Consider the following 23,525-nt stretch of genomic DNA (forward strand, 5'->3'; position numbering starts at 1 on the left):
GACGTCGGTACCGCGGATCTGGGTGCCGAAGCGCTCGGAGATCGCCAGGCCGGCGGCGTCGTCCTTGGCGCTGTTGATGCGCGAACCGGAGGACAGGCGCTGGATGGTGGTAGCCAGCGAGCTGCCGCTGGTGCTCAGGTTACGCTGAGCATTCAACGACATCGTATTGGTGTTGATGACTTGTGCCATGAGGAGAGGTCCTTGAGCGGTTGCACGTGAGTTGGGTTAGACGCCCCCGACGTGCCCCGGGGGCGGCTCATGTCAGCGCTGCAACAGGCTGAGCACGTTCTGCGGTACCTGGTTGGCCTGGGCCAGCATGGCCGTACCGGCCTGCTGCAGGATCTGGGTGCGGGTCAGTTCGGCGGTTTCCTTGGCGAAGTCGGTATCGCGGATGCGGCTGCGCGACGCGGACAGGTTCTCCGAGGAGGTCTGCAGGTTGGCCACCACCGAGGTGAAGCGGTTCTGGATCGCGCCGAGGTCGGCGCGGACGCTGTTGACCGATTCCAGGGCCTTGTCGACGATCGACATCGCCTTCTGTGCGCCTTCGGCGGTAGTGACGTTCAGGTCCTTGACGAAGCTGGCCGCTGCACCGGTCAGGGTGCCGCCGTTGGTGCTGGTCTCGGTCAGGCCCAGGCCGGCGAGGGTCGCGGCGGTGGCGCCGGCCGGCGGAGTCGCCGCGCTGACACCCAGCGCGAAGGTCTGGCCATCCTTGACCGAGGCCAGGCTGACGACGCCGGCATTGACCGAGGCAACCACGCCGGTTTCGCCCAGCTTGTTGTTGATCGCCGCGGCGGTGGCCGAGGTGATCGATTCGCCGGCCTTCACCGTGAAGTCGCTGATGGTGACCGTGGTGGCGGTGCCGCCCGGCGGGGTGACCGAGACCTGCAGGCCGGAGAAGGTGGTGTCGGCCGTCGCCTTGTCCACCGCCAGTGCGGTGCCGGTATAACCGTTGGCGAAGGTGGCCGCGCCCAGCGAATCGGCCTTGGCGTTGACCACGCTGTTGATGGCGATGGCCTGTCCGGCGTTGGCACCCACCTGGAACAGCTGGCTGGTGAAGCTGCCGTCCAGCAGCTTGGTGCCGTTGAAGTCGGCCTGCTTGGCGACGCGGTCGATCTCGCTGACCAGCTGGGTCACTTCAGCCTGCAGGGCCTTGCGGTCGCTGGCCGAGTTGGTGGCATTGGAGGCCTGCACACCCAGTTCGCGGATGCGCTGCAGGTTGTTGCCGACTTCGTTCAGCGAACCCTCGGCGACCTGGGCCAGCGAGATGCCGTCGTTGGCATTGCGGATGGCCACGTCCAGACCACGGATCTGGGTGGTGAAGCGCTCGCTGATGGCCAGGCCGGCCGCGTCGTCCTTCGCGCTGTTGATGCGCAGGCCGGACGAGAGGCGCTGGATGGTGGTGGCGAGCGAGCTGCCGCTGGTGCTCAGGTTGCGCTGAGCGTTGAGCGACATCGTATTGGTGTTGATTACCTGTGCCATGGGGTCGTCTCCTCTTATATGGAACCCGTTGGTGAATGAAACGAAGCGCCGCCTGTTTTTTTGTGTGGCTGTGTGCTTCGCCGTTGCCAAATGAATAACGGCGCTTTGTCAACAACCTTTAGCCGTGAATTCCGTTGAAGCCAGAATTCGTTGCCTGAAGCTGTTTTCCCGGGGTTTTCAGCCCTGTTGCCAGGGTGGAAGCGGCCCCGGGAGGGGCGGTCGGGCAGGGCCTGACCAGCGCTGATGAAGGTATCGGCGGGGTCGGGCCGGGCTTGATGGAGAATCACGGAAAATCGGCCGGCGACGGCCAGGTGGCCGCGCAGCGGCGGGCAGGCGCGCAAACGAAAAAGGCCGCGATGCAGGGCATCGCGGCCTTTCGGGACTGACGCGGGCGGCGCGTCAGCGCAGCTTGTTGAACAGCGACATCGACTGCATCTGCGAGAAGATCGTCTGCGCCGCCTGCAGCGCGGTGCTCTGCAGCTGGTACTGGCTCAGCGCATCGGCGTAATCCAGGTCGCGCATCTGCGACAGCGTGGTCTTCAGGGTCACGCCATTGGCCTCGCGCATGTCGGCGGCATTGTCCAGCGCCTTCAACTGCGCACCGCCTGCGGCACGCGAATCGATCATCCGCTCGGAAGCGCGCGCCACGTCGCGCAGTGCGCTCTGCAGCTGGTTCTGCTGCGCAGTCATCTGCGCGGTGGTACCGGTGTCGGCACCCAGCGCCGCCACCAGGTTGTCCATGGTGGAGAAGATGTCGCGGCTGCTGGCGGCCTGTACGCTGAAGCTGTCGCCCGCTGCCGGTGCGCCGGTGATGCGCAGGCGCACACCGTTCACTTCCAGATCGTCGCCGGCCTTGTAGGTGCCGGCTCCGGTCACGTTGCCCGCACCATCCACCACCTCGTACTGGTTGCCAGTGGTGAAGCGCACGCTGAAGCCCTGGCCGTTCCAGCTGTCGCTGCCGTCGCGGGTGATGTTGGTCAGCACGCCGTTGCCGGTGTTGCCGGCCGCGGCGCTGCCGTCGACGAAGCCATCGCCGGTGGGAATGCGCATGAAGATCTCGCTGCCGGGCAGCGCGTCCTTCACGTAGGTATCCGGACCGACTTCGACCTGGCGCTGGGTCTGGTCGCCACGGTAGACCACTTTGCCGTTGATCTTGGCAAACGGCGGGTCGCCGTCGTTGGTGCCACCGAACACGTAGCGGCCGGTGCCATCATCGGCGTTGGCCAGCGACAGCAGGCCGTCGCGGATCTGGTTGACCTCGGTGATCAGCGTCTTCTTGTCCGCCGCGCTCAGCGCCGGATTGCTGGCCTGGATGGTCAGATCGTTGACGCGTGCCATCAGGTCGTTGACCTGTGCCAGGGTGTTTTCCTGCACGCCCAGGCGGTTCTGCACGTTGCCGGCATTGAGCTTCATGCGGTCCAGTGCAGCCAGGCTGCGGTCAAGGCCGACCGCGGTGCCGGCGGCAACCGGATCGTCCTTGGCGCTGACGATCTTGCTGCCGGTGGCGATCTGCTGCTCCAGATGGCTGAGCTTGGCCTGCTTGGCCATCATCAGCGACACCGACTGGTTGAACATCATGCTGGTGGAGATGCGGCTGCTCATCGGCGGACGGCTCCCAGGATGGTCTGGAACATGCTGTCGGCGGTCGAGATCAGCTGCGAGGCGGCCTGGTAGGCCTGCTGCAGGCGCAGCATGTCCGCCGCTTCCTCGTCCAGGTTCACGCCGGAGACTTCGTCGCGGGCTTCCTGCGCCTTGTCATTGATCACCAGCTGCGCGTCGAGCGAGTACTCGGCCGAGCGGGCGGCGGCGCCGACCTGGGTGGTCAGGCCACCCAGTGCACCGTTCAGTGTCACCGTTCCGGCGTTGAACGCCTTCGCGCTTTCCACCTTGGCCAGCTTCGACGCGTTGCTGTTGTCCGACGAACCGGCCGGGGTCGGGGTGATGTTGAAGGTATCGCCCACCTTCGGTGCACCGTCCAGCACGAAGCTCCAGCCGTTGGCGCTGATGGTCTGGCCGGGCGTGTAGGTCTGCGGCGGCCCACCGTCGATGGTGTAGGTGGTGGCCGAGGTGAACACGATCGCCGACGGATTGCGCAGGTTGGCGTTGGTCGAATCGGTGACGGTGACACCGCTCAGCTTGCCGGTACCGGTGTTGGCGGTGGCGGCCGCGCCCTTCACCGCTGCAGCGGCGGCGATGCGCGACGGATCGGTGATTGCCACTTCCATGCTGCCGGCCACGCCCGCGGTCGGCTGCAGCAGGAAGCGGTCATTTGCAGCCGGCGTACCGCCGACGACCAGCTTGACGCCGTTGATCACCAGCGGATCGGCGGCGGTGCCGGTGCCGGTCAGCGGGATGCTGGCGCCGGTGTCGGCGCGGCTGGCCTTCCAGTTGGTGCCATCGAACTGCAGCACCACGTTCTGCGCGTCCAGCTTGCCCAGGTCGCCGTAGGTTGCGCTGAGGCTGGCGGTGCCGGTATTGCTGTTGTTGCCGGTGACGCGCGGGTTGCCGATGGTGAAGAAGTCCCCGCCCAGCTGGCCATACAGGTCCACGCCCTGGTGGTGCGCCTGGTTGAAGCTCTCGGCCAGGCCCACCGCCAGCTTGCCCAGTTCAGCCTGGGCAGGGGTCAGCACGGTGTCGCGGAATTCCAGCAGGCCACCGATCTGGCCGCCGACCGCCTTCGGGTCGAGGCGGATGGTGTTGCCCTGGGTCTCCAGCGCCAACTGCAGGCGCTCGGGCTGGTACGGGTCGGCCACGGTGGTGACCTTGGTCGCCGTGGTACCCACCACCAGCGCGTTGCCGCCGGCGGTGTAGACATTCATGATGCCGCCGTCCTGGATCACCGCCGTGCCACCGGTGTAGCCGATCAGCTGGGTGATCAGCTGGTCGCGGCGGTCGAGCAGATCGGGTGCGGCAGAGGCGATGTTGGTGCCGATGGCGCCGTTGATCTGCGCGATTTCCTGCGCCAGGCGGTTGACCTCGGTGGCACCGGCCAGCAGGCCGTTGTTGACCTCGCTGTTGAGGTTGTTCAAGTGCGTGTTGAGCTGCACGAAGCGGTTGGCCAACGCCTTGCCGCCGTCGAGCATGTTCTGGCGGTCGGCGGTGCCGGCCGCGTTGGACGACAGGCCACTGACCGAATCGAAGAAGTTCGACCAGACGCCGGCCACATTGGTGGCCGCATCGGAGAACAGCGCGTTGACCCGGTCGGCCATGCCCGAAAGCTGTTTCAGGCGCGCCAGTTCACCGCTGCTGTCGAGCAGGCGCGAGACCGCCAGCTGGTCGGCCGTGCGGCGGATGTCAGTGATCCGGGTGCCGTTGCCGACCGTGCCATAGCCGTAGTTCTGCGGGTCGGCGGTAGCGAAGTTGACCTTCTGCCGGCTGTAGCCGGGCGTATTGAGGTTGGCCACGTTGTGGCTGGTGGTCGCCAACGCACGCTGGAAGGCGAGCAGGGCACCGGTACCGGTGGAAAGTACGCTGGACATGGGGTTCCTCAACGACGGGTGATACCCAGCGCCGCGGTCGCGGTGCTGGCGAAGGTCTGGCCAAGGCGCGCGCCGGCGTCGGTCACGGCCGCTACGGCACGCTCGATGGTCGGGCCACCGGCGATCGCGGCGATCTTGGCCGCATAGCGCGGGTCGGTGGCATAGCCGGCGCGCTGAAGTCCACGGGCGAAGCCCTGCACGTCGGTGCCGGCCTGCAGGGCCTGCTGGTAGCGCGGGCTGGTCTTCAGCAGGCGCACGTAGTCGGCGAAGCTTTCGGCCGGCGAGCTGTAGGCGCGGAAGCTGGCGGTTTCGTTGCGGCGTACGCCATCCACGTATTCGTGGGTGCCGGCTTCAACGCGCTGGCCGCTCCAGCCGGTGGCCTTGATGCCGAACAGATTGTGCGAGGTACTGCCGTCGGACTGGCGGATGTGGCGCTTGCCCCAGCCGGTTTCCAACGCGGCCTGGGCGACCAGCGCACGGGCATCCACGCCCAGTTCCCTGGCCGCGCTCTGCGCGTGCTGCCAGATGCTGGCGACGAAACCTTCCGGCGTGTGCGGCCCCAGCTGGGCCACGGCGGTGCGGGTAGCCATCGCATCGGCCTGGCTCATGGCCGTACCGCGGTTGCTGGCCGTCGCCGACCACTGGTCGTTGTTGGTGGACCAGTCCTCGCCCTGCAGGTTGCCGATGTACGGATCCTCGGTGCCCAGCGAGCGGTGCAGGCTGCTGCTTTCGCGACCGGCGATCAGGTCCAGTGCCTGTTCCATCGGTGCCAGCGCGGCCTGCGCGCCGTGCTGTGCGCCGGCCGCCATCTGCTGCAGCATGCGCACGGCCTGGCTGCCATCTTCCAACGGCAGCGACGGTGCCGGCTTGTCCGGCGCGTTGAGCTGGTAGGCGCGGCTGGCCTTGGCCGGATCCACGCGGGTATCCAGCGCGGGGCCGTCGGCGGCCTGGCCGGACAGCTGGCGGCTGATCATGCCGGACAGGCCCAGCCCCTTGCCGCGGGTCATCGCCTCGGCGATCTTCTGGTCGTACATGTCGCGGAACATCTTGTTCTCGCCGGGAAACAGCGAGTCGCCGAAACTGGCATCACGCATGCTCTTGACCAGCATCTGTGCGAACTGGCCTTCCAGCTGGCGTGCGACCTTGTCGATCTTCGCCGGGTCGTTCTGCTGCGCCGGGTGCAGGTCGAATGCGGGATTGATGCGCATGTCAGATCACCTCGAGCTCGGCACTCAATGCGCCGGCCTGCTTCAGGGCTTCCAGGATCGCGATCAGGTCGCCCGGCGCCGCGCCCACGGCGTTCACCGCGTGCACGATCTCGTCCAGGGTGGTGCCGCCGCTGAACTTGAACATGCGGCTGCCGTCGTTGGTGGCGGTGATGGTCGACTGTGGGCTGGCCACGGTACGGCCACCGGACAGGGCATTGGGCTGGCTGACGTTGGTGTTCTCCTGGATCGTCACCGTCAGCGAACCATGCGAGATCGCGGCAGGGCCGACCCGCACCTGCTGGCCGATGACCACGGTGCCGGTGCGGGAATTGACCACGACCTTGGCCGGGGCGCTGCCCGGGGTCAGCTCCAGGTTCTCGATGCGGGCCAGCAGGCCGATGCGTGCGCCCGGATCGGTCGGCGCAGTCACGGCCACGGTCACGCCGTCGACCGCACGCGCGGCGCCTTCGCCGAACGCGTTGTTGAGTGCGGCGACCATGCGCGAAACGGTGGTGAAATCGTTGTTGTGCAGGTTCAGCGTGATGTCGCCGCCATTGGCCAGCGGGTCGGGCAGGGCACGCTCGACCGTGGCGCCATTGGGAATGCGGCCCACGCTCGGTACGTTCACCGAAACCCGCGAACCATCCTTGCCCTGCGCGCCAAAGCCGCCGACGATCAGGTTGCCCTGCGCGATCGCATAGATCTGGCCGTCGGCGCCGCGCAGCGGGGCCATCAGCAGCGAGCCGCCGCGCAGCGAGACGGCGTTGCCGATCGACGACACGGTGATGTCGATCGGCTGGCCCGGCTTGGCGAACGGCGGCAGCTCGGCATGGATCGCGACGGCCGCAACATTCTTCAGCTGCGGATTGACGTTGGCCGGTACGTTCACGCCCAGCTCGCCGAGCAGGTTCTTCAGGCTCTGCACGGTGAAGGGCGCCTGGCTGGTGCGGTCGCCGCTGCCATCCAGGCCGACCACCAGGCCGTAGCCCACCAGGGCGTTACCACGCACGCCGCCGACCTGGGCCAGGTCCTTGATGCGCTCGGCGCTGGCCGGGGCTGCCACGACCAGCAGCATCAGCGCGACGAACGACGCCACGCGGCGATGCCAGGAAGAAGAGGGGAGGAGTTTCATGGCCATACTCAGAACGGCGTCAGGCCGGAATTGAAGAAGCGGCTCAGCCAGCCCATCGCGTTGGACTGCGCGACCGGGCCGCGGCCGCCGTAGACGATGCGGGCTTCGGCCACGCGGCTGGAAGGAATGGTGTTGTCTTGGCTGATGTCGCCCGGGCGCACGATGCCCTGCACCTGCACCAGTTCATCACCCTGGTTCAGTCGCAGGTTCTTCTGCCCCTGTACCACCAGGTTGCCATTGGGCAGGCGCTGGATCACCGTGACGGTGACACTGCCCTGCAGGCGGTTGCTCTGCGCGCTGTTGCCCTTGCCGGTGAAGTCACGCGCGCCCTTGGCCGTCGCACTGAGGATGTCCTTGCCGCCCAGGGTGACCGGCGCACCGAGGATGGACGGCGTGCCCAGGCTCAGGTTGGATTCCTTGTTGGTGGCCGTGTTGGCGCTGGTCTGCGCGGTGGTGTTTTCCAGCAGGGTGATGGTCAGCAGGTCGCCGACATCGCGTGCGCGGCGGTCCGAGTACAGCTGCAGGGTCGGGCCGGCAGCGTAGATCGCACCGGCGGTCGGCGCGGCCTGCGGCGGCATGATCGGCTGGATCGGTGCCATCGCCGCGTAGGGGCGCACGTCGCCGGCGATCACGCAGCCACCGAGCAGGGCGACCACGGCGCAGGCGAGGGCAGTGCGGGTGAATCTGGAAATGGGCGACATGGCGGTTTCCCGGTTGGGCCGGTCAGAGCTTGTTGTTGAGATAGCCGAGCATCGAATCGGTGGTGGAGATTGCCTTGGCGTTCATTTCGTAGGCGCGCTGGGTTTCGATCATCGACACCAGCTCTTCGACCACATTGACGTTGCTGCCTTCCAGCGCGCCCTGCACCACGGTGCCGAGGCCGTTGAGCCCGGGATTGCCGTTCTGTGCCGGACCGGAAGCGGTGGTTTCCAGGAACAGGTTCTCGCCGCGCGCCTGCAGGCCGGCCGGATTGACGAAGTCGGTCAGGGTCAGCGCACCCACTTCCACTGACGCCGCGCCGTCGGCCATCTTCACGCTGATGGTGCCGTCGGTACCGATGGTCACCGACTGTGCGCCCTCGGGAATCTGGATGCCGGGCTGCACCGGGTAGCCGCTGTTGGTGACCAGCTCGCTGTCCTGGTTGATCTTGAACGAGCCATCACGGGTGTAGGCCGAGCTGCCGTCGGGCATCTGCACTTCGAAGAAGCCGCGGCCGTTGACCATCACGTCCAGCGCACGGCCGGTCTGCTGCTGGCCACCCTGCTCGAAATTCTTGGCGGTGGCGACCACGCGTACGCCGGTACCCAGCTGCAGGCCGGTCGGCAACTGGGTCTGCGCCGACGAAGAGCCGCCGGGCTGGCGCACCTGCTGGTACAGCAGGTCCTCGAAGCTGGCACGGTCCTGCTTGAAGCCGGTGGTGTTGGTGTTGGCGAGGTTGTTGGAAACCACCGACATGCGCATCTGCTGCGCATCCAGTCCGGTTTTCGCGATCCACAATGCCTGGTTCATCTTCGGTGTCCTGTCTGGGTAAAGCCGGCCGCGCGATGCGGCCCCTGGTAACGGGTGTGCAAGCGGTGTGCCAGCGCCGCGCCCGGGCGGCGCCGGAATTCCGTCAGCTGCCCAGGCGCAGCAGGCTGTTGGCACTGCGCGCGTTGTCGTCGCCGTGCTTGATCACCTGCACCTGCATTTCGTACTGGCGCTGCAGCTGGATCATCTGCACCAGTGCACCGGCGGCATCGACGTTGCTGCCTTCCAGCTGGCCGCTGTGCACGGCCGTGCCCTGTGCCGGTGCGAACGGCTGCAGTGGGTCGGTGTTGCGGAACAGGCCATCCAGGCCACGCTCGAGGCGCTCGTCCGGCGCCTGTACCACCTTGATCCGGCCGATCTGCGCCATGGTCTGCGGGCCTTCGCCCTGCGGGATGATCGAGAGCGTGCCGTCGGCACCGATTTCCATCGCCTGGTAGGGCGGAATGGCGATCGGGTTGTTGTTGTCATCCAGTACCGGACGGCCGCTGGAGGTCACCAGCTGGCCGTTCGGGGTGACCGACAATGCAGCGCCGCGCGTGTACGCCTCACTGCCGTCGCTGGACTGCACGGCCAGCCAGGTGCCGGTCTGCAGGGACAGATCCAGCGGCTTGCCGGTGATGTGCTGCGAGCCGGGCGTACGGTTGAAGCCGGCGTCGACGTGCAGCGCATCCACCCGCGAGGCAAAGCCCGGGCCCTTGATCGGGAACGCTTCGGTGTTGGCCAGCGCTTCCTTGAAGCCAGGGGTGTCCGAGTTGGCGAGGTTGTGGCTGAGCGTTCCCTGCGCCTGCAGGGAGGCGCGGGCACCGGTCATCGCCACGTAAAGAGCTTTATCCATGCGGGGAGTTCCGTGACGGGGTCAGCAGCTCATCAACGGATGTTGATGACGGTCTGGGTGATCTGGTCCTGCGTGGTGATCATCTGCGCGTTGGCCTGGAAGTTGCGCTGCGCGGTGATCATGTTGACCAGTTGCTCGGTGAGATCGACGGTGGATGCTTCCAGCGAGCCGGCCTGGATCTTGCCGAGGTTGGAGGTGTCCGGCATGCCGGTGCGCGGCGTGCCCGATTCGAAGGTCTCCACCCACAGGTTGTTGCCCTTCGATTCCAGGCCCTGCGTGTTGTTGAAGGTGGTCAGGGCGACCTGGCCCAGCGGCTTGTCGTCGCCGTTGGAATAGCGGGCGTAGACCACGCCGGATTCGGACACGGTCACTTCGTTGAGCTTGCCGGCGGCATAGCCGTCCTGCTGGGTATTGCGCAGGGCGAACTTCTCGCCGTACTGGGTGGAGCCGCTGATGTCCAGCGTCATGTTCAACTGGCCGGCACCGGTGGTGGGGGTGAAGGTGCCGAGGCTGACCTTGCCGTTGGCAGGTGCGACCAGCTTGCCGCTGTTGTCGAAGGTGACCGGGGTCGGTGCGCCGGCCGGCTGGCCATCGACGTAATTGCGCACGGTCCATTCGTTGGGGTTGGCGCCCTTGACGAAGTACGAGACCTGGATGTGGCTCACGCCCAGCGAGTCGTACACGGTGATGCCACCGCTGGAGTGGTTGTAGCTGTTCGAATCGGCCGGGTCGAAGGTCGCCACCGTCGGTTGCTTGGCGTTGGCCGGCAGGGTGAAGCCAACCTTCACTTCGCTGGTCTGCTTCGGCGGGCTGTCGGTGGTCAGCAGCTGCAGGTCGACCAGGCGGCCTGCATCGAAGTTGGTGCCATCGGCATTCGGCGCGAACACCTGCAGGCGCGCACCCTGCGGGTTGACCACGTAGCCGGCCGAGTCGGTCTGGAAGTTGCCGGCGCGCGAGTACACGCGCGAACCATTCATGTTCATGGTGAAGAAGCCTTCACCGGAAATGGCCATGTCCAGGCTGCGCCCGGTCTGCTCGTTGTGGCCCTGGATGAACTGCTGGGCGACGTTGGAAACGCGCACGCCCGAGCCGGTCTGGTTCTTCGACAGGCCGTAGCTGGTCGAAGCGAACAGGTCGGCGAACTCCGCGCGTGACTGCTTGAAGCCGGTAGTGTTGACGTTGGCGACGTTGTTGGCGGTGACGCTCAGGTCGGTGTTGGCGGCGTTGATGCCGGACAGCGAGACATTGAAGCCCATGGGATGCTCCTGGTTGATGCGGAAGGTGCGGCTCAGCTGACGCGGAGCACGTAGTCGATCGGGGCCGTGCCCAGGCCCTTGAGGTTCAGGTACAGGCCGTCGGAACCAACGGTCACGCTCTCCACCGGCGCCTGTACGTAGGTGGACAGCTTGGTGCTCTTGCCGGCGGTGTCGACATGGTTGGCGACGATGGAGTACTTGCCCGGCTCCATGCGCTTGCCGTTGGCATCCTTGCCGTCCCACTGGAAGGCGGTTTCGCCGGCAGCCTTGGCTTCCACGCTCAGCGAGGTGACCTTGGCGCCGTTGGCGTCGGTGATGTCCACGGTGATGATGCCGGCCGACGGTGCAGCCACCGTGCCTTCGACATTGCCTTCCTTCTCCAGCACCAGCTTTTCCGACGGCACCAGCACCTGGTGGCCGACCAGCGCAGCGCCACGCAGCACCTGGTCGCTGGCCATCGACTCCTGGAAGCCCTTCACCGTCTTGTTCAGATCGGTGATGCCCTGCACGGTGGACATCTGCGCCATCTGCGCGACCATCTGCGTGTTGTCCATCGGCTTCAGCGGATCCTGGTGCTGCAGCTGCTCGGTCATCAGGCGCAGGAAGTCGGCCTGGTCCAGCGTGTTCTTCTTTTTCGTGGCGTTGCTGTTGGGGGCGTTCAGGCCCAGCGCGGAATAGACGTCCTGGCTGGTCTGGTTGTTGACGGCGGTGGTCATGGCGGTATCCGGTGCTGCGGGCCTCAGCGGCCCATGGTCAGGGTGGCCAGGGCCAGTTCCTTGGCGGTGGTCAACATCTCCACGCCGGCCTGGTAATTGCGCGAGGTCGAGATCAGGTTGACCATCTGCGCCACCGGATCGACATCGGGCTGGTAGATGTAGCCATCGGCGTCGGCCAGCGGGTGGCCCGGCTCGTAGCGCTTGATCGGCGCGGCCTCGCTCTGGGTGATCTCCTTCACCTTCACCGAGGTGATGTTGGGATCGTTCTTGCTGGTGACGGCCTGGAAGATCGGTTCCAGCGGCTTGTACACGGCGTCGGCGGAACCGGCGACGGTGTCGGCATTGGAGAGGTTGGAGGCGATGGTGCTCATGCGCACCGACTGCGCCTGCAGCGCGGAGCCGGCGATGTCGAAGATCGGCAGGTTGCTCATGGCTTATTGCCCCGTGATCGCGGTCAGCATGGAACGCACCTTGCTCTCGACGAAGCTGAGCGAGGCGCGGTATTCCAGTGCGGCGCGGCCATAGGCGGCACGCTCGGCATCGGGGTCGACGGTGTTGCCGTCCAGGCTGGGCTGCACGCCTTCGCGCGCGATCTGGAACGGGTTCAGGCCACTACTGATCTCGTAGTGCTGCTCATGGGTGGTGGCCATCAGGCCATTGGCATCCTGCCCCTGGGCGTGGCGCAGGGCGGCATCGAAGTCCAGGTCCTGGGCCTTGTAGCCGGGAGTGTCGGCATTGCCGAGGTTGCTGGCGATCAGCTTCATCCGCTGTTCGCGCAACGGCATGGCCTGGGCGTGGACGCCCAGGTAGTCGGTAATCAGGTTGCGCACGGTGCACTCCCACGGGAACGTTGCCCGGGAAGCTGCAAGGGGTGTGCCAAATGGAGAGGGGGTCAGATCCCCGCAGGGGCTCTGACCCCGTGGTTGACGCGTTGCGATGCGGGGTCGGAGCCCGTTCCGGGATCCGACCCCTCGGCGGGCCTTACGCCGCCAGCGCCACCTTGCGCAGGCGGTCCAGCACGAAGTCGGCCAGCTCGTGCGGCGAGTACTTGGCGACGAACGCATTGGCGCCGACGCGCTCGACCATGGCGTTGTTGAAGACGCCCGACAGCGAGGTGTGCAGCAGCACGTACAGGCCGGCCAGGCCCGGGTGGCGCCGGATTTCCGTCGTCAGCGTGTAGCCATCCATGGCCGGCATCTCGATGTCCGAGATGACCATGGCATAGCGCTCGGTCGGGTTTTCCCCCGAGGCGTGGACCTGCAGCAGGTGGTCCAGCGCCTGCTTGCCGTCGGAAAGCAGGGTGGCACCCACGCCCAGCTGGTCCAGCACGCTGCGGATCTGCTGGCGGGCCACGCGCGAGTCGTCCACCACCAGCACCTGCAGCTGCGGGCCGTCGGCGGGCATGGCCATTGCCGGGTCGAGTACCGCTTCTCCGCGCACCTGGGCGATATCGGCCAGCACGCTCTCAACGTCGATCACCTGGATCAGCTCGCCCTGGAAGCGGGTCACCGCGGTCAGGTAGCTCGACTCGGCGCCCAGCTCCGGTGGCGGGTGGATGTCTTCCACCGCGATGTTGACGATGCGTTCGACGCCACTGACCAGGAAGCCCTGGATCGAGCGGTTGAATTCGGTGACGACCAGGTAGCCGGGCGAGGTGTCCGCGTCCGGTTCGCGCTCGGGGTGGCCGATCGCCAGGCCCAGGTCCAGTACCGGCACCGAGCGGCCGCGCACGTCGGCCACGCCGGAGAACTGGCTGGGCAGGCCGGGCACCTGGAACAGCTCCGGGCGGCGCAGGACTTCCTGCACCTTGAAGACATTGACGCCAAAAAGCTGACGTCCGCCGAGGCGGAACAGCAGCAGCGCCAAGCGGTTGTGGCCGGCCAGTCGGGTCCGCTGGTCGATCCGGTTGAGCAGGTCATGGGACATGGCTGCTGTATCGGCGTGGTGGGGGCGGAACTTGAGGGCGCTCTGTCGTCCGCGCGCTCCGCACCGCGTTTGTAGAGTCGACTGTCAGTCGACTGCTCTTCGATCCGATCACGGGAAACCCCGCGCTTCGCGCGAAAGTCGACTGGCAGTCGACTCTACCCATCCGGTCGAATCCCCATCCCGGATCCGATCAACGGGACCCGGTCTCTGGCACACCCCTTGCACGCTGCTGGGCCAGATCCCATCGACAGGAGGTGCCATGCGCCGGGTCACATCGCTGTTCGCCATCGCGCTCGCCCTGGCCGCGCCGTGGGCGGGCGCCACGGACTGGCAGCCGGTGGCCAGCATCCGCACTGCGGCGCTGTCGACGCTGCCTGCCGGCAGTGAAGGCGAGGCGCAGGTGGCCGATGCGCTGCGCCTGCCGAAATGCGGCAGCGCGTTGCAGGTGCAGCCCACCGCCAACACCACGGTGGAGGTGAGCTGTCCCGATGCGGGCGGCTGGCGCCTGTTCGTGCCGGTGAAGGTGCGGCGCAACCAGACCGTGCTGGTGCTCAACCGCGGAATCGGCACTGGAGAAACCCTCACGGCCGCCGATATCACCACTGCCCAGCGTGACGCTGCCCGGATTGCCGGCGCGGTGCTGTCCGATCCCAATGCAGCGATCGGTCGCATCGCCCGCCGTCCGTTGCAGGCCGGAGCCCTGCTGTCGAACAACGATCTGGTGGTCCAGCGTCTCATCAAGCGAGGAGACAATGTAGCCCTGGTGTCGCGTCGCGGCTCGGTCGAGGTGCGCATTGCCGGCCGTGCGATGGGTGATGCCGGTGAGAACGAGCGGGTCTCGGTCGAGAACCTGTCCTCGCGGCGGATCGTGCAGGGCACGGTCGACGCCGCAGGTGACGTAATCGTGGCGCGTTGATTTACCGCAAAATATCCCTAAAGATCACGGCCCTGCGGCCGTTATCCCTTGTGAACGGCAACTCCAGGACACCCCATGAGCCAGAAAATCGACGGCAACCTGCAGGTCCCCCAGGCACTGCGCAGCGTGACGACCCCGGCCAGCAAGCCCGGCGTCAGCACCGATGCGGCGGCGCGCCCGGTCGAGGCGGCCGACAGCCTGCGCCTGACCGGCGAGGCCACCAATCTGCAGGCCATCGAGCGTGAGCTGACCACCGCCCCGGCGATCGACGCCCAGCGCGTGGCGGCCGTGCGCGAGTCACTGCAGAACGGCACCTACAAGATCAATCCGGACGCGATCGCATCGCGCATGCTCGATCTGGACCAGCAGCTGCACGGATGACTGCGGCGATGAGCGAGCCGCTGCAGCGCCTCGCCCAGGCCCTGGACGTTGAGCGCCAGGCCCTGGTCGAGCACGACGTGCACGCCCTGATCCGGGCCACCGGCGCCAAGCTGGAAGCGCTGCGTGCGCTGGAAGGCGCGCCGCCGGTGGGCGAGGGCGAACAGCTGCAGGAACTGGCCGAGCGCAACCGCGCCAACGGCGTGCTGCTGTCGCGCCGTCGCCGCGAGGTGAACTGGGCGCTGCGCCAGCTCGGCCGTACCGAAGATGCCTCGGCCTACGATGCCAAGGGCCAGTCGCACACGGTCAGCATCGGCCGGCCACTCGCCGTCGCCTGACGCGACGGCGGTCGCACACCCCCTCCCGGTGGGCTGAAGCCCGCTGCATGACCGCGTATATTGGGCGCCTGTTCGAACGCCCCGAGTCGCCGTGTCCGCTGCCAACGCCCTGGTTACCGCCCCCCTTCCGCCGCAGCCGGTGCTGCAGGCCCTGCTTGAGCGCCTGCGCGAAGGCCTGCTGCTGTTCACTGAAGACGGGCAGGTGGCCCTGGCCAACCCGGCCGCGCAGAACCTGCTGGCCAGTGGCTCGGACGGCGGATTGCCGCCGCCGCAGCGGCTGCGCGAGCTGCTCCCCCCTGATGCACTGGAGCAGGCCCGCCAGCATGGCCACTGGAATGGCAGCCTGCCGCTGGGCGAGGGCGTGGTCATCGCCCACCTGTACCACCATGGTCCGGTCGGCGAAGGGCATTTCCTTGCGTTGTTCCGCCACATCGAAGGGCAGGAAGACTACGAGCGCGAACTGCAGCAGCGCCACGCCGAGCTGCGCCAGGCCTACCTGCGCCTCAATGGCACCCAGGAAAAGCTGCTGCAGTCGGAGAAGATGGCCTCGATCGGCCAGCTCGCCGCCGGCGTCGCGCACGAGATCAACAACCCGATCGGTTACGTGCACTCCAACCTGGGCAGCCTGCAGGAGTACCTGCGCAGCCTGTTCACCGTGATCGAAGCCTACGAGCGCGCCCTGCGCGCGCCGGACCCGAAGGCACTGATTCCGGAAATCGATGACATCCGTGACCGCCTGGACATCGACTTCATCAGCCGCGACCTGCCGCAGCTGATGGCGGAATCGCGCGAAGGCATCGAGCGCGTTACCCGCATCGTGCGCGACCTGAAGGACTTCTCGTATTCCGGTCGCGACGAATCGTGGAAGCTGGTCGACCTGCACGCGGGCCTGGAATCGACCATCAACATCATCTGGAACGAACTCAAGTACAAGGTCACCCTGGTACGCGAATTCGGCCAGTTGCCGCTGGTGGAGTGCCTGCCGTCGGAGTTGAACCAGGTCTACATGAACCTGTTGCTCAACGCTGGCCATGCCATCGCCGAGCGCGGCACGATCACCGTGCGCACCGGCGTTGATGGCGATCACGTGTGGGTTGAATTCGAAGACACCGGCGGCGGCATCTCGCCGGAACTGCGCCAGCGCATTTTCGATCCGTTCTTCACCACCAAGCCGGTCGGCAGTGGCACCGGTCTGGGCCTGTCGATCTCCTACAGCATCATCAACAAGCATCACGGCCGCATCGACCTGGACAGCACCCCGGGCGTGGGCTCGCGCTTCCGCGTGGTGCTGCCGGTGAAGCAGCCGCGCTGACCGCTTCCGAAGTGGAACCGGACACCCAGAGCAGCCGGCCAGCGGCCGGCTCTACCGGGGCCTATCGATGGTAGTGCCGGCCGCTGGCCGGCAACCTCATTGAAGCCGGGCACCCAAGGCAGCCGGCCAGCGGCCGGCTCTACCCGATCATCACCGCAGCGGCCGATCCTCGCCACCATCCCCGGTTTCCACCGGTGCCGGGCCGGCATTGCTACGGCGCTGTTCTTCGTACGTGCGGAATGCCTGGTGGATGTGCTTGCGCAGCTCGTCGTCGTTCCACGGCTTGGTCAGGAAGCGATAGATCGCGCCGCGGTTGATCGCATCGGTCACCGTGTTCAGATCGGTGTAGCCCGACAGCACCAGGCGGATCGTATCCGGATACAGCATCTTCACCCGGCCCAGGAACTCGGTGCCGCTCATGTCGCTCATGCGCTGGTCGGACAGGATCACCTGCACGTCGTTGATCGCCAGCAGATCAAAGGCGTCACGCACGTTGCCAGCGGCCAGGATGCGGTAGCCGTCGCGGCGGAACAGGCGCACCAGCGAGCGCAGCACGTTCTCCTCGTCATCCAGCAGCAGCAGCGTCCGGTCCGGGCGCGTTTCGGCGAAGGCTTCCGGGCGCAGGTAGCGGCGGCGCAGGGTCATGCCGGCGGCATCGGCCGACATCGGCTCGCCGAACAGGTAGCCCTGGAACACATCGCAGTCGTTGCGGCGCAGGAAGCCCAGTTGGGCCTGCGATTCCACGCCGTTGGCAATCACGGTCATGCCCAGCTGGTGGCCCATGGCAATGATCGCGCGGGCAATGGCTGCTTCGCGATTGCCAGCCGGTGCGCTCTTGATGAAGCTGCGGTCGATCTTCAGCTTGTCCACCGGGTAGCGCACCAGCGCGCTGAGGCTGGAATCGCCGGTGCCGAAGTTGTCCAGGCTCAGGCTGATGCCTTCGTTGCGCAGGTTGGCCAGCGTTTCATGGACGAAATTGACGTTGTTGGTCAGCGCGCTCTCGTTGATCTCCAGCGTCAGCATGTGCGCCGGCACGCCCGCGGCCTGCAGCAGGGACATCACCTCGGCGAAGAAGTTCGGCCGCAGCAGCTGCAGGGTGGACACGTTCACCGCGATGGTGAAGTCATCAAAGCCCTGGTCGCGCCACAACCGCGCCTGCTTCAATGCGCCTTCCAGCACCCAGGTGCCGATCTGCACGATGATGCCCAGGCGCTCGGCGGTGCGCATGAAGCGCTCCGGCACCAGCATGCCCAGGGTCGGCGACTGCCAGCGCAGCAGCGCTTCCATGCCGACCACGTGGCCGTCGCGGGCGCTCACCAGCGGCTGGTAACGCAGCTTCAGCTCGCCATTGGGAATGGCATCGACGATCTGGCGCGCGATGATGCTCTCGCTGTGCGCGCTCGGCGGGGTATCCACGGCATGGATGCGCACGGCATTGCCGCCTTCGCGGGCGGCCTGGTACAGCGCATCTTCGGCATGGTCGAGCAGGCGCGAGGCGCTGCTGGCATGTTCCGGGCACAGGCTCACGCCCAGCTTGCCGGTCATGAACAGCGTGTATGGAAGCACCGACAGCGGCAGTTCCATCTGCTGGCGGATCTCTTCAGCGAAGTCCTCCGGCAGCGGCAGGTCCGCGGTGCGGGGCACCGCGATCAGGAACTCGTCGCTGCCATGCCGCCACAGCTTGCCACGCCCGCGCAGGTAGGACTGCAGGCGCTGCGCCACCAGTACCAGCGCCTGATCGCCCACTTCGGCACTCATGTTCTCGTTGACCGATGCGAAGTGGTCGATGTCCACGTGCATCAGCATCAGCGCGATGCCGCCGGAGGCCGCCTCGGCAACCATCGCCTGCAGCTCGGGGTTGCCGGCGCCAAGGCGGTCGGGGGCATCATCGATGCTGACCGGGGGCAGGTTGGGATTCCACATAGGCTCAGTATTCCGGTGAATCGACGGCGGCCATGCTGGTCGCCTGGTAGGGGAGGTGGACGTCGATCAGGGTGCCTTCGCCATGCGCGGATTCGATCCGCACGTGGCCACCGACGCTCTGCGCGCGCTCGCGCATCACGATCAGGCCGAGGCCACGTGGGCCGTCCGGATCGAAGCCTTCACCATCATCGCGGATCTGCAGGTGCAGGCCACGCTGGCTGACGTCGCGCAGCTGCAGCAGGACCTGGCTGGCGCGCGCATGGCGCAGCGCATTGGTCAGGCTTTCCTGTGCGATGCGGAAGCAGGCTTGTTCGATGCTGTTGTCGGGGCGGTGCGGCAGCGGCTCGATCTCGGCCAGCAGCTCCACCGGCGAAGAGCGGAACAGCACCCGCGCCTGCCAGCTCAGCGCCGCCTCCAGGCCCAGTGCATCCAGCTGCGGCGGGCGCAGCAGGGTGGAGATGTCGCGCAGCTTGGCCACGGTGGTGTCGGCCAGGCTGACGATCTGCGCCAGGTCCTCGCCACGACGCTTCGGATCGTCCTCATCCTGCGCCGCATGCGCCGACAGCTTGATCGCGGTAATGGCCTGGCCGATGTCATCGTGCAGGTCGCGCGAGATCGCGCGACGCTCGTCCTCCTGCAGCGAGAACAGCCGCCCGGCCATCGCCTGCAGCTCGCGATTGCTGGTTTCCAGCGCCCTGCGGGTGCGTTCGGAATCGCTCAGGTCGCGTACGATCAGCAGCTTGCAGTCACGACCGCCGTAGCGCACTTCGCCCACCGCCAGGCCGGCATGGAAGCTGCGGCCGTCCGCACGCTGCATGGCCACCACGCTGCTGTGGCCCGGCCCCAGGTGGGGCTGGCCGGCGCGCAGCTGGCTGCGCACCCGTGGCAGGTCGGCGGCAGCGACCAGTGCCGACAGCGGCTCGCCCAGCAGGGTGTGGCTGCCGTAGCCGAACAGGCCGGCGGCCCAGGCGTTGGCGTACAGCACGTGCTCGTCGGAGAGGATCACCACGCCGTCGGGCAGTACCCGCACCAGCTCGCGGAACTGTTCCTCGCGCTCGCGCAGCAGGCGCCGCGACTGCTCGCGCTCGGTCACGTCCTGCAGCGTCCCCAGCACGCGGCTGCGGCCGGCTTCGTCGATACCGCTGGCCGCCCGCAGGTGCACCATCAATGCACGTCCGTCCATCGACAGCAGCGGCAGCAGCACGTCCACCTGTACCGGCTCGCCGGAGCACAGTTCGGCCAGCAGCTGTTCGGTCTGGGTGGCGGTGGCCGGGTCGGCCGGCACCAGCAGCTCATCGAAGCGGTGCCAGCGCCGGGCCTCGGGCGGGCGGCGGCCGAGCAGGCGATAGACCTGGTTGGAATAGCGGCCCAGCCCGGTGGACGGGTCCAGTTCCCAGGCGCCGATGCGGGCCAGCTCATGGGCTTCCTCCACCCGGGCCAATGCCTGGTCGCGGCGCAGCTGGGCCAGATCCTCGGCGGTGCGGTCGATGGCGATCAGCAGGCGGGCGTTGTGGCCGTCGTAGCTGATGGCGTTGGAGCGCAGCTCCATCTGCCGCAGCGCGCCATCGCGCAGCTGCAGCTGAGCGCGCAGGATGCACAGCTCCTCGGGCGCCTCGCGGATCGCCTCCAGCTTGGTCTGCAGGGCCTGGTCCTGGCCCGGCGGCCACAAGGCGTCGATGGTCTGTTCCAGCAGCTCGTCGCGGTCCCAGCCGAAGGCGCTGCAGGCGGCGGGGTTGGCATCGAGGATCGCCAGCGTGTCCAGGTCGTAGACGAGGATCGGCCCGGGGTTGCCCTCGAACATCTGCCGCAGGCGCAGCTCGGAGGCCTGCTGGCGCGCATGGGTATGCAGCACGTGTTCGGCCAGCGGGCGCAGCAGCAGATAGAGCAGGCCCGCGCTGGCCAGCGCGAAGAACGAGCCCTTCAGGCCCTGCCACAGGGCCGCCTGCTGCGGATCGGGCACCAGCGCCTGCACCACGCTGTCGGTGGAGATCATCCAGGCCAGCGCCATCACCAGATAGCTCAGCACCAACCGGCGCCGGTCACGGCTCAGCGCCTGCGCCATCCGCGGGTCGGGAACTGGGGCGTTGCCGGTCGGTTCTGCGGGCATGGACGGGGCGGGTGACAGGGGCGCCGGTCATCTTACCCCGCAGCGTGCCGTGACCACTCAATTATCCGCCGCAGGCGCCGTTAACCACTGCGTGCCCCGCTGACGGGCGTGTCATCCGGAGCAAGATCGCGTGGACCAAGGGATCATCGCCAGCCTGCTGCAGCACCCGCTTGCGTCGGCGCTGGTCATCGTCGACCGTGCCGGGCGCCCGCTGGCGGCCAATCCGGCCGCGCGCGAGCATGGCCTGCCGGCCACCGTGGCGGCCTATGCGCCGATGCTGGAAGATCTGCGCCTGATGGCCGCCGATGGTGGCATCGTCGCCTGCACGCTGCCGGGCGGCCCGCGGGGGCACTACGACGGTCACCTGCGTGCGGTGCACGACGGTGCCGGCAACCTGCTGGCGTTCACCCTGAGCATTCCCGAGCCGGTGCCGGTCGATGCGGGCGGGCGCTGGGAGCTGGCACTGGACAGCGCCGGCCACAGCCTGTGGGACTGGGACATCCCCAGTGACCGGGTGGTGCGCACGCCGGCGCTGGGCGACGAGACCGCCACTGAATTGCTGTCTCGCGTGCACGGCGAGGACATCGCCCAGGTGCGCGCCGCGCTCGACGAGCACCTGCGCGGGCACAGCGAGCAGTACAGCGCACAGTTCCGTTTCCGCCAGGCCGATGGCCAGTGGCGTTGGGTGCTCGATCGCGGCCGCGTGGTCGCTCGCACCGCCGATGGCCAGCCCCTGCGCATGGTCGGCACGCATACCGATATCGAGCAGCAGAAGCAGCTCGAATCGCTGCTGCAGGAACAGCAGCTGCACCTGAGCGAGGCCCAGCGCATCGCCAGCATGGGCAGCTGGTCGTTTGATCCCAACAGCGGGCATTTCTGGTGGTCGCCGGAACTGCGTTCGCTTCTGGCACTGGAGCAGGGCGCCGTTCCGGGCCAGCGGCGCTGGCTGAAGCAGCTGCATCCACGCTCCCGCGGCGCGCTGCGCGCGGCATGGCGGCGGTTGTGGCGCGATGGCCGCGCTGCCAACCTCGAGCTGGAGCTGACCCGCGGCCATGAGCCTTCGCAGCACCTGCGGCTATGGATGCAGCCGCTGCTGGACATGGACGGGCAACCCAAGCGCCTGCTCGGCCAGGTACAGAACATCACCGAACAGCACCAGACCGATGCGTTGATCCGCTGGCGCACCGAACTGCTGAACCGGGTCTCCGCGCTGGGCCGCATCGGCGGCTGCGAGATCGAAGTGCAGACCCGCAGCATGCAATGGACCGAGGAGTGCTACCGCATCCATGGCCTGCGCAAGGAACCGATCACCCTCGACCAGGCGCTGGCGCTGTACACGGAGGACTCGCGCAACGCGTTCGAGGCGGCGCTCGCCCGTATCGCCAACGGCGGCCTGCCCGAGCAGCTGGACCTGTGCTTCTACCGCCAGTCCGGCCTGCGCGTCTGGGTGCAGGTGCTGATCGAACTGGACCGCCGTGACGGCCTGCCGCCGCGGTTCGTTGTCCTGTTCCGTGACATCACCCGCGAGCGCGAAGCCAACGAACGCATCGAACTGCTGGCCCACTACGACCTGCTGACCGGCCTGCCCAATCGCGTACTGCTCGGCGAACAGACCGCCGAAGCCATCGAGGAAGCACGCGACCGCGGTACCTCGCTGGCCATGCTGTTCATCGACCTGGACGGCTTCAAGACCATCAACGACAGCTTCGGCCACGCCACCGGCGATGCGCTGCTGAAGGCCGCAGCCACCCGCCTGCACCAGAACCTGCGCAACAACGACCTGTTCGGCCGCTTCAGTGGCGATGAGTTCATCGTGGTGCTGCGCGACCTGGCCGAGCCGGAAGATGCCGGTCATGTCGCCCGCAAGCTGATTGCCTCGCTGGCTGAGCCGCTGCGCCGTGGCGAGACCACGTTGAAAGTCGGCGCCAGCGTCGGCATCGCGATGCTGGGCGATGCGCAGACCGATTTCGACTCACTGCTGCGCGCGGCCGACGCCGCGATGTATGCGGCCAAGGAAGCCGGGCGCAACACCTACCAGTACTACAGCCAGGACGCCCTGGCCCGCATCCAGCGCCGGCTGGACGTCGAGCATGCCCTGCATGGGGCGATCGAGCGCGACGAGTTCAGCCTGGCCTACCAGCCGCTGCTGCACGCCCACCACGGCGAGCCACCGGCGATCGAGGCACTGTTGCGCTGGCACCGCCCCGGCATCGGCTACTGCAGCCCGGCCGAGTTCATTCCCATTGCCGAAAAGTGCGGCGAGATCGTGCGCATCGGCGACTGGGTGCTGAACGAGGCCTGCCGCCAGGCGACCGCCTGGGACCGTGCCGGACTGCACTTTGATCGCATCGCGGTCAACGTGTCGGCGGTGCAGCTGCGTGATCGCGGCTTCGCCGAGCGCGTGATCGAGATCTGCCATGCCCATGGCTGGCCGCCGCAACGGCTGGAACTGGAGCTGACCGAGTCGGCGCTGATCCGTGATACCGACATCCTGCGCCATTGCTTCGACGTGCTGGAACGGCACGGCGTGCCGCTGGCGGTGGATGACTTCGGCACCGGCTTCTCCAACCTCAATTACCTCAACCGCTTCCCGGTGGGGCGCCTGAAGATCGACCGCAGTTTCGTGCAGGGCATGCTGCATGATTCGGGCACGGCCGAAGTCACCCAGGCCATCGTCCACCTGGGCCACGCGCTGGGCATGAAGGTGGTGGCCGAAGGCGTGGAAACCCACCAGGAAGAAGACATGCTGCGCCGCCAGGGCTGCGACGAGATCCAGGGCTACCTGTACTCGCGCCCGCTCAGTCCGCGTGATCTGGCGCAGTGGCTGCGCCAGCAGCGCCCGGCGCCGATGCGCACCGACGCCAGCGGCGAAGCGGTGCTGGTGCGCTGAGGATCTGCGCTGGCGGATGCCGGCGCGGTGTGGCCTGACTCTGGTGCGCCCAGCTCTGGTGGGTGCCGACCGTTGGTCGGCACGGATGCCCTGGCGCTCGCGA

At 67.3% G+C, this 23,525-nt stretch carries 21 protein-coding genes; 5 read left to right on the forward strand and 16 right to left on the reverse strand.

The window, feature by feature from the left end; genetic code table 11:
• The 14 genes from AC5P7A_RS14015 to AC5P7A_RS14080 all read right to left on the reverse strand — a co-directional run.
• On the reverse strand, window positions 1–189 hold a 189-nt coding region (locus AC5P7A_RS14015), incomplete at its 3' end, for a flagellin N-terminal helical domain-containing protein (RefSeq protein ID WP_180850687.1).
• 72 nt (window positions 190–261) lie between these two features.
• A complete protein-coding gene (locus AC5P7A_RS14020; RefSeq protein ID WP_227864653.1) occupies window positions 262–1,479 on the reverse strand; it encodes a flagellin in 1,218 nt (405 codons plus the stop codon).
• Window positions 1,480–1,878: 399 nt separating this feature from the next.
• Window positions 1,879–3,081 (reverse strand): flagellar hook-associated protein FlgL, encoded by a 1,203-nt coding sequence (gene flgL, locus AC5P7A_RS14025; RefSeq protein WP_346601577.1) that lies wholly within the window; start codon window positions 3,079–3,081, stop codon window positions 1,879–1,881.
• Complete coding sequence (gene flgK, locus AC5P7A_RS14030) at window positions 3,078–4,958, reverse strand: flagellar hook-associated protein FlgK (protein ID WP_227864654.1); 1,881 nt, start codon at window positions 4,956–4,958, stop codon at window positions 3,078–3,080. The genes flgL and flgK overlap by 4 nt, the downstream gene beginning before the upstream one ends.
• A gap of 8 nt (window positions 4,959–4,966) precedes the next feature.
• Window positions 4,967–6,166, reverse strand: coding sequence for a flagellar assembly peptidoglycan hydrolase FlgJ (gene flgJ, locus AC5P7A_RS14035; RefSeq protein WP_014647059.1), 1,200 nt, complete (start codon window positions 6,164–6,166; stop codon window positions 4,967–4,969).
• Between the two features lies 1 nt (window position 6,167).
• Window positions 6,168–7,304, reverse strand: a complete 1,137-nt coding sequence (locus AC5P7A_RS14040; protein WP_126412115.1) for a flagellar basal body P-ring protein FlgI — start codon at window positions 7,302–7,304, stop codon at window positions 6,168–6,170.
• Between the two features lie 2 nt (window positions 7,305–7,306).
• Entirely contained in the window at window positions 7,307–7,999 is a 693-nt protein-coding gene (flgH, locus tag AC5P7A_RS14045) for a flagellar basal body L-ring protein FlgH (RefSeq protein ID WP_014647061.1), read from the reverse strand.
• 22 nt (window positions 8,000–8,021) lie between these two features.
• Complete coding sequence (flgG, locus tag AC5P7A_RS14050) at window positions 8,022–8,807, reverse strand: flagellar basal-body rod protein FlgG (protein ID WP_005409571.1); 786 nt, start codon at window positions 8,805–8,807, stop codon at window positions 8,022–8,024.
• A 103-nt stretch (window positions 8,808–8,910) separates the two neighbouring features.
• Window positions 8,911–9,660, reverse strand: coding sequence for a flagellar basal body rod protein FlgF (locus AC5P7A_RS14055; protein WP_032961905.1), 750 nt, complete (start codon window positions 9,658–9,660; stop codon window positions 8,911–8,913).
• A gap of 32 nt (window positions 9,661–9,692) precedes the next feature.
• Complete coding sequence (gene flgE / locus AC5P7A_RS14060; RefSeq protein ID WP_014647063.1) at window positions 9,693–10,916, reverse strand: flagellar hook protein FlgE; 1,224 nt, start codon at window positions 10,914–10,916, stop codon at window positions 9,693–9,695.
• A 32-nt stretch (window positions 10,917–10,948) separates the two neighbouring features.
• Window positions 10,949–11,632, reverse strand: coding sequence for a flagellar hook assembly protein FlgD (locus AC5P7A_RS14065; protein ID WP_014647064.1), 684 nt, complete (start codon window positions 11,630–11,632; stop codon window positions 10,949–10,951).
• A 23-nt stretch (window positions 11,633–11,655) separates the two neighbouring features.
• Window positions 11,656–12,063, reverse strand: a complete 408-nt coding sequence (flgC, locus tag AC5P7A_RS14070; protein WP_005416461.1) for a flagellar basal body rod protein FlgC — start codon at window positions 12,061–12,063, stop codon at window positions 11,656–11,658.
• Window positions 12,064–12,066: 3 nt separating this feature from the next.
• Window positions 12,067–12,462: a flagellar basal body rod protein FlgB gene (gene flgB / locus AC5P7A_RS14075; RefSeq protein ID WP_005409576.1), complete on the reverse strand. Its 396-nt coding sequence runs from the start codon at window positions 12,460–12,462 to the stop codon at window positions 12,067–12,069.
• Window positions 12,463–12,613: 151 nt separating this feature from the next.
• On the reverse strand, window positions 12,614–13,558 hold the full coding sequence (locus AC5P7A_RS14080) for a chemotaxis protein (RefSeq protein ID WP_049439361.1): 945 nt from the start codon (window positions 13,556–13,558) through the stop codon (window positions 12,614–12,616).
• Between the two features lie 259 nt (window positions 13,559–13,817).
• On the opposite strand from AC5P7A_RS14080, the gene flgA reads away from it, so the two are divergent.
• The 4 genes from flgA (at window position 13,818) to AC5P7A_RS14100 (ending at window position 16,502) form a co-directional block, all read left to right on the forward strand.
• A complete protein-coding gene (flgA, locus tag AC5P7A_RS14085) occupies window positions 13,818–14,474 on the forward strand; it encodes a flagellar basal body P-ring formation chaperone FlgA (RefSeq protein WP_032961903.1) in 657 nt (218 codons plus the stop codon).
• Window positions 14,475–14,549: 75 nt separating this feature from the next.
• The gene (flgM, locus tag AC5P7A_RS14090; RefSeq protein ID WP_014647067.1) at window positions 14,550–14,855 is read left to right on the forward strand and encodes a flagellar biosynthesis anti-sigma factor FlgM; all 306 of its coding nucleotides are present in this window, start codon (window positions 14,550–14,552) and stop codon (window positions 14,853–14,855) included.
• Window positions 14,852–15,190: a FlgN family protein gene (locus AC5P7A_RS14095; RefSeq protein WP_014037132.1), complete on the forward strand. Its 339-nt coding sequence runs from the start codon at window positions 14,852–14,854 to the stop codon at window positions 15,188–15,190. Before flgM ends, AC5P7A_RS14095 begins: the two co-directional genes overlap by 4 nt.
• A gap of 91 nt (window positions 15,191–15,281) precedes the next feature.
• Window positions 15,282–16,502, forward strand: a complete 1,221-nt coding sequence (locus AC5P7A_RS14100; RefSeq protein WP_014647069.1) for an ATP-binding protein — start codon at window positions 15,282–15,284, stop codon at window positions 16,500–16,502.
• 150 nt (window positions 16,503–16,652) lie between these two features.
• Here AC5P7A_RS14100 and AC5P7A_RS14105 read toward each other — a convergent pair whose 3' ends face one another.
• Window positions 16,653–18,425: an EAL domain-containing protein gene (locus tag AC5P7A_RS14105; protein ID WP_014647070.1), complete on the reverse strand. Its 1,773-nt coding sequence runs from the start codon at window positions 18,423–18,425 to the stop codon at window positions 16,653–16,655.
• A gap of 4 nt (window positions 18,426–18,429) precedes the next feature.
• Window positions 18,430–20,532, reverse strand: coding sequence for a PAS domain-containing sensor histidine kinase (locus tag AC5P7A_RS14110; RefSeq protein ID WP_495220220.1), 2,103 nt, complete (start codon window positions 20,530–20,532; stop codon window positions 18,430–18,432).
• Between the two features lie 130 nt (window positions 20,533–20,662).
• Here AC5P7A_RS14110 and AC5P7A_RS14115 point away from each other — a divergent pair, with 130 nt between their 5' ends.
• Window positions 20,663–23,422, forward strand: a complete 2,760-nt coding sequence (locus tag AC5P7A_RS14115) for a bifunctional diguanylate cyclase/phosphodiesterase (protein ID WP_495220221.1) — start codon at window positions 20,663–20,665, stop codon at window positions 23,420–23,422.
• Window positions 23,423–23,525: the final 103 nt, after the last annotated feature.

This window comes from Stenotrophomonas sp. YJH_SMC_65 (assembly GCF_059369475.1).

What these genes read in the sequence shown, in the direction of transcription:
- AC5P7A_RS14080 (WP_049439361.1), bottom strand. Translation starts at nt 13,558, where the DNA reads ATGTCCCATGACCTGCTCAACCGGATCGACCAGCGGACCCGACTGGCC.
- flgH (WP_014647061.1), bottom strand. Translation starts at nt 7,999, where the DNA reads ATGTCGCCCATTTCCAGATTCACCCGCACTGCCCTCGCCTGCGCCGTG.
- AC5P7A_RS14020 (WP_227864653.1), bottom strand. Translation starts at nt 1,479, where the DNA reads ATGGCACAGGTAATCAACACCAATACGATGTCGCTCAACGCTCAGCGC.
- flgC (WP_005416461.1), bottom strand. Translation starts at nt 12,063, where the DNA reads ATGAGCAACCTGCCGATCTTCGACATCGCCGGCTCCGCGCTGCAGGCG.
- AC5P7A_RS14105 (WP_014647070.1), bottom strand. Translation starts at nt 18,425, where the DNA reads ATGTGGAATCCCAACCTGCCCCCGGTCAGCATCGATGATGCCCCCGAC.
- flgG (WP_005409571.1), bottom strand. Translation starts at nt 8,807, where the DNA reads ATGAACCAGGCATTGTGGATCGCGAAAACCGGACTGGATGCGCAGCAG.
- AC5P7A_RS14110 (WP_495220220.1), bottom strand. Translation starts at nt 20,532, where the DNA reads ATGCCCGCAGAACCGACCGGCAACGCCCCAGTTCCCGACCCGCGGATG.
- flgJ (WP_014647059.1), bottom strand. Translation starts at nt 6,166, where the DNA reads ATGCGCATCAATCCCGCATTCGACCTGCACCCGGCGCAGCAGAACGAC.
- flgA (WP_032961903.1), top strand. Translation starts at nt 13,818, where the DNA reads ATGCGCCGGGTCACATCGCTGTTCGCCATCGCGCTCGCCCTGGCCGCG.
- flgL (WP_346601577.1), bottom strand. Translation starts at nt 3,081, where the DNA reads ATGAGCAGCCGCATCTCCACCAGCATGATGTTCAACCAGTCGGTGTCG.
- flgK (WP_227864654.1), bottom strand. Translation starts at nt 4,958, where the DNA reads ATGTCCAGCGTACTTTCCACCGGTACCGGTGCCCTGCTCGCCTTCCAG.
- AC5P7A_RS14040 (WP_126412115.1), bottom strand. Translation starts at nt 7,304, where the DNA reads ATGGCCATGAAACTCCTCCCCTCTTCTTCCTGGCATCGCCGCGTGGCG.
- AC5P7A_RS14055 (WP_032961905.1), bottom strand. Translation starts at nt 9,660, where the DNA reads ATGGATAAAGCTCTTTACGTGGCGATGACCGGTGCCCGCGCCTCCCTG.
- AC5P7A_RS14065 (WP_014647064.1), bottom strand. Translation starts at nt 11,632, where the DNA reads ATGACCACCGCCGTCAACAACCAGACCAGCCAGGACGTCTATTCCGCG.
- AC5P7A_RS14095 (WP_014037132.1), top strand. Translation starts at nt 14,852, where the DNA reads ATGACTGCGGCGATGAGCGAGCCGCTGCAGCGCCTCGCCCAGGCCCTG.
- flgE (WP_014647063.1), bottom strand. Translation starts at nt 10,916, where the DNA reads ATGGGCTTCAATGTCTCGCTGTCCGGCATCAACGCCGCCAACACCGAC.
- flgM (WP_014647067.1), top strand. Translation starts at nt 14,550, where the DNA reads ATGAGCCAGAAAATCGACGGCAACCTGCAGGTCCCCCAGGCACTGCGC.